The organism is Haloactinopolyspora sp., from assembly GCF_027324685.1.
In the GTDB taxonomy this organism is placed as follows: domain Bacteria; phylum Actinomycetota; class Actinomycetes; order Jiangellales; family Jiangellaceae; genus Haloactinopolyspora.
On sequence record NZ_DAHVSH010000048.1, the window covers coordinates 57106 to 63683 of the forward strand.

The window sequence follows — 6578 nt, forward strand, 5'->3', positions numbered from 1 at the left end:
GTCACGACCGCGCTCCACGCCAACCTTCGACCGGCAGCGCGAACTTGGCGACGAGACGGTCGGTGAACGGCGCCTCGTGCAGGCGCGCCAGCCGGACCGGATGTTCGCCGCGGCGAACCTCGACGCGCGCGCCGGTGGGCAGGTCGACCGCGCGGCGACCGTCGCACCACAGGACCGCCCCGGGCGTGCGTGGCTGCACGGTGACGGCCAGCTCGGACGACGGCGAGACGACCATCGGCCGGGCGAACAGGGCATGCGCGCTGATGGGGACCATGAGCAACGCTTCCAGATCAGGCCAGACCACCGGGCCGCCGGCGCTGAAGGCGTAGGCCGTCGACCCGGTGGGCGTGGCCATCACCACGCCGTCACAGCCCCACCGTGACAGCGCCCGGCCGTCGATCTCGGCCACCAGGTCGAGCATCCGCTCCCGGCTGGCCTTCTCGACAGTCGCCTCGTTCAACGCCCAACCGTCCGCGACCACGTGGCCGTTGCTCCGGACCACGACGTCGACGGTCATGCGTTCCTCGACGGCGTAGCTGCGCCGCACGATGTGGTCGACGGTGTAGCCGAGATCGTCGCGCTCGGATTCGGCGAGGAAGCCGACGTGGCCGAGGTTCACCCCGAGGATCGGCGTTCCCGACGCGCGGGCGAGCTCGGCGCCGCGCAGGATGGTTCCGTCGCCGCCGAGGACGACCACGAGCTCGCAGCCTTCGGCCGCGCGCGGGTCGCCGTCGGCGAAGACGCTGGCGTCGTGTCGGTCGCGAAGGTCGTCGATGCCCAGTTCGGATTGCTCTTCGGCCATCAGCCGTACCTTGATGCCCGCCTCGGTCAGCCGATGAGCGGCTTCCTTGGCGACCTGCCGCGCCTCTTCGCGCCCGGTGTGGGTGACCAGCAGCACATTTCTGTTCACTCAAGGCCCCTCGTCGACGGCGCGATGGACGTCTGCCGGGTCGACCTCGGCGGCGTCCGCGCGCAGCCACAGGAAGTACTCGACATTGCCCGACGGGCCGGGCAAGCTGCTGGCGGTCACGCCGGCGACGCCGAGGCCCACGTCGGCGGCGGCGCGAGCCACGCTCAGCACCGCCTGCGCGCGGAGGTCCGGGTCGCGGACCACGCCCCCCTTGCCCACGCGCTCGCGGCCCACCTCGAACTGTGGTTTCACCATGAGCGCCAGATCGGCACCGGGCGCGCAGACGGCGTACAGCGGCGCGAGCACCAGGCGCAGCGAGATGAACGACATGTCGGCGACGACCACGTCCACCGCCTCGCCGACCATGTCGGGCGTGAGATCCCGCACGTTCGTCCGGTCCAGGACGGTGACCCTCGGATCCGACCGTAGCGACCAGGCCAGCTGCCCGTATCCGACGTCGACGGCGACAACGGCGGCAGCGCCACGACGCAGCAACACGTCGGTGAACCCGCCGGTCGACGCGCCGGCGTCCAGACAGCGGCGCCCGCGGACCGACAGCCCGAGCGGCTCGAACGTGTCGAGCGCTCCGGCCAGTTTGTGCCCGCCTCGCGAGACGTACTCCTCGCCGTCCTCGATCTCCTTCACCAGCAGCGCCGCAGCCGGCTCGACGGCAGTGGCCACTTTCGTCGCGGCCCGCCCGCCGACGAGGACCCGGCCGTCGGCGACCAGATCGGCGGCGTGCTCACGCGACCGGGCCAGCCCGCGGCGCACCAGTTCCTGATCGAGACGTCGCCGAGTGGCCACGGCCTCAGCCTTCCTCGTCGGTCGGGTGTGGTTCGTCGTCGGCGGCCAGCCGCTCCTGCAAGGCCTGGTGGACGCTCTCGACGAGGGCAGCGTGCTCGTGCACCGGCCGCTCGTCGAGCAACCGCAGCGTACGCAGAGCTTCGTCCATGTGGGGATCGCCCGTCGCCGCGTCGGCATCCGATTGTTCGTCCATGACGACCAACGCTAGTACGCCTGGCCCCCGTCGTCGGTCATTAGAGTGGCCGCGAGGCCCGCGACGATGACGTTCACGCGGACGGCGAAGTCTCTAACGCTCCGCCCAGCCCGCGCCGGCCAACGCAGCACGCACCGCCGAGGGCGGTACCGATTCGGCCGCCCACACCGCCCCGCAGGCGGCCCGGAGGGCGTCGATGTCGCCGTTCTGGGCGCCCGGTACCTGACGTGACAGGCGGAGCTCGTCGCCGTCCACCACAGCGTGCCAGCCGCCGGTGGCGTTCTGCCCGGCCGCGACGCTCAGCGCTTCGGCGGTGTGATGCAACGCGCGCAGGTCGGCACCGACGAACGTCGGACGTAACCGGGGCGGAGCCAAGACGAGCTCGACGGCGTCGGTGACGCCGGTGAGCACCAGCAGGCTGTCGGCTCCAGCAGCGTTGGCCCCTTCGATGTCGGTGTCGAGCCGATCGCCGACCACCAGGGGCCGCCGTGCGCCCGAGCGCGCGATCGCCTCACGGTGCATGGGCGGCTCCGGCTTGCCGGCCACCACAGGGTCACGGCCGCTGGCGGTACGCACGGCGTCGACCAGGGCGCCATTGCCCGGAGCCCGCCCGCGCGGCGTCGGTATCGTCGCATCGACGTTCGTCGCCACCCACAACAGACCGGACGCCACGGCATAGGAGCCTTCGGCCAGCGAGTACCAATCGACGCTGGGATCGAAGCCCTGAACCACGGCGGCAGGCTCGTCGGCGAGGTGACGCACCGGGCGAAACTCACGCTCCTGCAAGGCTGCCTCGAGCCCAGCGCCCCCGACGACCAGGACCTTCGTCCCCGGCTCGAGCTTTTCGGCCAGGACCCGGGCTGCCGCCTGGGCAGAGGTGACGACCTCCGACGGCGCCGCCTGCACTCCGATGTCGACAAGGTGCTCGGCGACGACCTCGGGCGGGCGCGAGGCGTTGTTCGTCACGAACGCCAGCTTCATTCCGGCATCTCGCGCCGACGACAGCGCTTCGGGCGCGTGGTCGACGGGGTGCTCACCGATGTAGACGACGCCGTCCAGGTCGAGCAAGGCCACGTCGTAGATCCGGGTCAACTCAGACACGCGCCCATCCTCGCAGGCGCCCACAAGCATCCCCGCCGTACGTAGCATTCGTCGGGTGAGCCATGATCGGCACGTGCTGCGGCTTAGCCCGTTCCGTGCCACGCGTTACGCGGCGGACATCGATCTGCGGCGGGTGATCTGCCCGCCCTACGACGTCATCGACGACCGCGCTCTCCAGCGGTTCGAGGCCGCCGATCCGCACAACATCGTCCACCTCACCCTTCCCCGGGGCGAACCGGGTGACGGCGGACCAGACGGTTCCCGGGAGCGTGACGACCGGTACCGCCGCGCCGCGACGCGTCTTCGGAGCTGGGTCGCCTCCGGCGTGCTCCGTACCGATCCCGAACCCGCCTTGTACGTCTACGAGCATCGAACCGACAGCCACACCGCGATCGGGCTCGTCGGCGGCGTCGGTGTCCAGGGCCCGGTGCTACCGCACGAACACACCTTCGCCGGCCCCGTAGCCGACCGTGCCGCCCTGATGCGAGCTACCGGCACCCAACTCGAACCGATCTTGCTGACCTACGACGGTGATGGCGCGGCCAGCGACGTCGTCGACGCCGTCGCGCGACAGCCACCGGACCAGGAGGTCGTCACCGACACCGGTACCTGCCACCGGATCTGGCGGGTCACCGACCCGGCGTCGTTGACCACGGTGGCCGACGACCTCGCCCCCCGCAGCGCACTGATCGCTGACGGCCACCACAGATTCGCCGCCTACCATGCCGTGCACGAGGCCGCGCCCGCACCAGGCCGCACCGACCGCGGGCTCGCCCTGCTGGTCGACGCCGCCCGCCACCCTCTGGAACTTCGCGGTGTCCACCGCAGCATCGCCGGGTTGGGCCTCGACGACGCCGTGACGTTGGCCAGCGAGCTGTTCGACGACACCGCCATCGACACCGCCATCGATCCGGCCGCTGACTTATCGGGCGTTCTCACCGCCGAGACCCGCATGGCGTTCCTCGTCAGCGACGGCGCCCGGCACGTCCTGCTGCGCCCGGCCGGAGGCGAGCTGCCCACAGCCGCGTTTCCGCCGGACCGGCACCCGACATGGCGGCGTATCGATGCCGCGGCGTTGACCGACGTGCTGCTCGAGCGCCTTTGGTCCCTGAGCGACGCCGATGACCGGGTCGGCTACCACCATGACCCCGCCGACGCCGTGGACACCGCCACGCGTACGGCCGGCATCGCGATACTCGTTCGGCCGCCGGCGCTGACCGACGTGCTCACGCTGGCCACCGCGGGGGTGCGGATGCCGCGAAAGTCGACCTCGTTCGGCCCGAAGCCGTGGACCGGCCTGCTCATGCGCCAGGTCGACGCCGCGCACACGTGACCGACCGAGCCTTTCGGTGCACGGCCTCGGCTGGTGAATCGCCGGACCGAAGCAGGCCTCACCCCTGGGGGTCGGCCGGCGCCTCCAGCGGTGCGCGGGCCAGCCGCTCGGCGGTCACGACCTCGATCTCGAAGCGGCTACGCGCACCGGACTCACCGCGCCAGAAACGTCGCCGTAGCGCCCCGGTGACCTGCACGGTGTCTCCCGGATTCCAGATCCGCAGCCGCCGGCGCAGCACCGGCGACCACGCCGCGCAGGTGACCGTGTCCACCTGACGTCGTTTTCCACGCCCGGCAGGTGGTCGCGGACGCTCGATCACCAGGCGGGCGGTGACGAGCTCGTCGCCACTGGGCATCACCGTCACATTCGGCTCGGCGGCCACCCGGCCCACCAGCCGGACCTCGTTGCAGTGCTCGGCGACAGGCACCTCGGTCGTCGTCGTCATCGGCGAAGCTCCTTCACAACCGTCGTTCAAGGGATTCCGGTCCCATGATCGACGTCTTGGCGCTGCGCCACACCCGGCCGAACGCGATCTGTGGACAGTCCACCTGGCTCAGACGACCTGTGGAAAAGTCACCGCCGCCTGCGGTGCTGGATCGACCTCGCCGGCCGGCGAATCACACTGTCAGTCGCCGTCGGCTTCGATCTGTGCCACCCGATCCTCGGCGTCGGTTTCGTGGTCGACGTCTGCCTCGGCTGCCCGCACGAACCACCGGCGCGCCTCCTGCTGGCGCCCGGCGCCCAGCAACGCATCGGCGTAGGCGTAGCGCAGGCGCGCCACCCACGCTTCTTGCGCCGTGGAACGCAACTCGGGCACCTGCAAGACCGCGGCCGCGGCCTCGTTCTCGCCCATGTCACGCCGAGCTCCGGCCGCCACGATCAACATCTCGATCCGAGTCGGTGTGTCCAAACCGGTGACAGCTGGGTCCTGCGCGAGGTCCAGAGCACGCTGCGGACGGCCCAGTCCGCGTTCAGCGTCGGCCATCATCGGCAAGTACTCCGCCGATCCGGTCATGCGCCGGGCAGCGCGCAACTCCGCCAGCGCCTCGGAGTACCTGCCGGCCCGGTACGCCGTCACCCCCGCGGCCTCTCGCACCACGCCGATTCGCCCAGCCCGCCGACGCGCCGCCATGGCATGCTCGTGCGCGCGAGCCGGGTCGGCGTCCAGCAACCGCTGCGCCATGACCAGGTGACGCGCCACGTGCGCGGCCATCGGACCGGACAACGCCGACAGTTCGTCGCGGATCTCCTGGTCCAGTTCCCGGCCGGTCACATCGTCGTCGACCACCGGCTCCGGCGGCTTCTCTGCGGAACGGGCTGTTCCGCGCCCATCGCCGGCGCGATCGCCACCATCGCGTCGCTCAGCACCGGATCGAGGGTGCTTGCCGCCACGCTGACCGGCAGCGTCGCTGGGCGCTTCACGAGGCCGGCCTCGGCGCTCGTCGCGGTCTCGGCCACGCGGCTCACCACCGGAGCCCGCGCGGCCGCCACGGCCTCGAGCTGCGCCCGGCCTGCCGGTGGCTCCGCGTCCTTCTCCCCTGCCGCCGGGTCGTCCATCGGATCGGTTCTCGCCGTCACGACCACGGCGCCGGTCATCTCCCCCGCCTGACGGTCGAGGCCCTCGAGGGCGGTCCCGCCCAGCCATCAATGATCCTCCTCATTTCCTGGCTCGAGCCTATTGTCCGTGCGTCCGCACCGGGTCGGCGGGCTCGGCTGGTGTGCCGACACCGACTCTCGCCGCTCGACCGCGCGCGCCTGCTCGGCATCGCTGAGGTCCTCGACCACATCGTCGAACTGGCCGATCAACCCGACAACTGATGACGCCTGAGGGTTTTGAACATGAGCAATGCCCTGGACGCCTTGTCTCCGACGCCGACCGGATGCCGGTCATCGAGATACCGACCGCCATCACGCTCGTTGACTACGACAATCCCCCAGCGTCTACCTGCCCTCGGCTTCGACCTGGGCGCGACGGGCCGGCCGCCAACGGCGCGGCCGCTGACTTTCCCACCCCTCGGCGGGAAGCGATTGTGTGTAGCAAAAGGAAGAGGGTCCCCGCTCCCCTTTCGCTTCGTTCTCGGTATGAGAACAAAGCAAAAGGGGAACGGGGACCCTCTTGTGGTTGTTGTCCGGCGGCGTCCTACTCTCCCACCCCGTCTCCAGGGCAGTACCATCGGCGCTGAAAGGCTTAGCTTCCGGGTTCGGAATGGGACCGGGCGTTTCCCCTTCGCTATGAC

At 70.8% G+C, this 6578-nt stretch carries 8 protein-coding genes and 1 rRNA gene; 1 reads left to right on the top strand and 8 read right to left on the bottom strand.

Annotation, left to right across the window (positions count from 1 at the left end; all coding sequences use genetic code 11):
* Position 1 precedes the first annotated feature (1 nt).
* The 4 genes from M6444_RS06485 to M6444_RS06500 all read right to left on the bottom strand — a co-directional run bounded on the left by M6444_RS06485 (position 2) and on the right by M6444_RS06500 (position 3008).
* Positions 2 to 898: an NAD kinase gene (locus tag M6444_RS06485; protein ID WP_363326263.1), complete on the bottom strand. Its 897-nt coding sequence runs from the start codon at positions 896 to 898 to the stop codon at positions 2 to 4.
* A 12-nt stretch (positions 899 to 910) separates the two neighbouring features.
* Positions 911 to 1714: a TlyA family RNA methyltransferase gene (locus tag M6444_RS06490; protein ID WP_298324460.1), complete on the bottom strand. Its 804-nt coding sequence runs from the start codon at positions 1712 to 1714 to the stop codon at positions 911 to 913.
* Between the two features lie 4 nt (positions 1715 to 1718).
* A complete protein-coding gene (locus M6444_RS06495) occupies positions 1719 to 1907 on the bottom strand; it encodes a hypothetical protein (protein ID WP_298324464.1) in 189 nt (62 codons plus the stop codon).
* A gap of 93 nt (positions 1908 to 2000) precedes the next feature.
* Complete coding sequence (locus M6444_RS06500; protein WP_298324467.1) at positions 2001 to 3008, bottom strand: HAD-IIA family hydrolase; 1008 nt, start codon at positions 3006 to 3008, stop codon at positions 2001 to 2003.
* A gap of 55 nt (positions 3009 to 3063) precedes the next feature.
* Between M6444_RS06500 and M6444_RS06505 the strand changes: the two genes are divergently transcribed.
* Positions 3064 to 4341: a DUF1015 domain-containing protein gene (locus M6444_RS06505; RefSeq protein WP_298324470.1), complete on the top strand. Its 1278-nt coding sequence runs from the start codon at positions 3064 to 3066 to the stop codon at positions 4339 to 4341.
* A gap of 58 nt (positions 4342 to 4399) precedes the next feature.
* Here the strand turns inward: M6444_RS06505 and M6444_RS06510 are convergent, their stop codons facing one another.
* The 4 genes from M6444_RS06510 to rrf all read right to left on the bottom strand — a co-directional run.
* On the bottom strand, positions 4400 to 4786 hold the full coding sequence (locus tag M6444_RS06510) for a single-stranded DNA-binding protein (RefSeq protein ID WP_298324473.1): 387 nt from the start codon (positions 4784 to 4786) through the stop codon (positions 4400 to 4402).
* A gap of 180 nt (positions 4787 to 4966) precedes the next feature.
* Positions 4967 to 5629, bottom strand: coding sequence for a hypothetical protein (locus M6444_RS06515; RefSeq protein WP_298324476.1), 663 nt, complete (start codon positions 5627 to 5629; stop codon positions 4967 to 4969).
* Complete coding sequence (locus tag M6444_RS06520; protein WP_298324479.1) at positions 5611 to 5937, bottom strand: hypothetical protein; 327 nt, start codon at positions 5935 to 5937, stop codon at positions 5611 to 5613. Before M6444_RS06520 ends, M6444_RS06515 begins: the two co-directional genes overlap by 19 nt.
* Positions 5938 to 6468: 531 nt before the next feature.
* A 5S ribosomal RNA gene (gene rrf, locus M6444_RS06525) occupies positions 6469 to 6578 on the bottom strand; the annotation flags it as partial.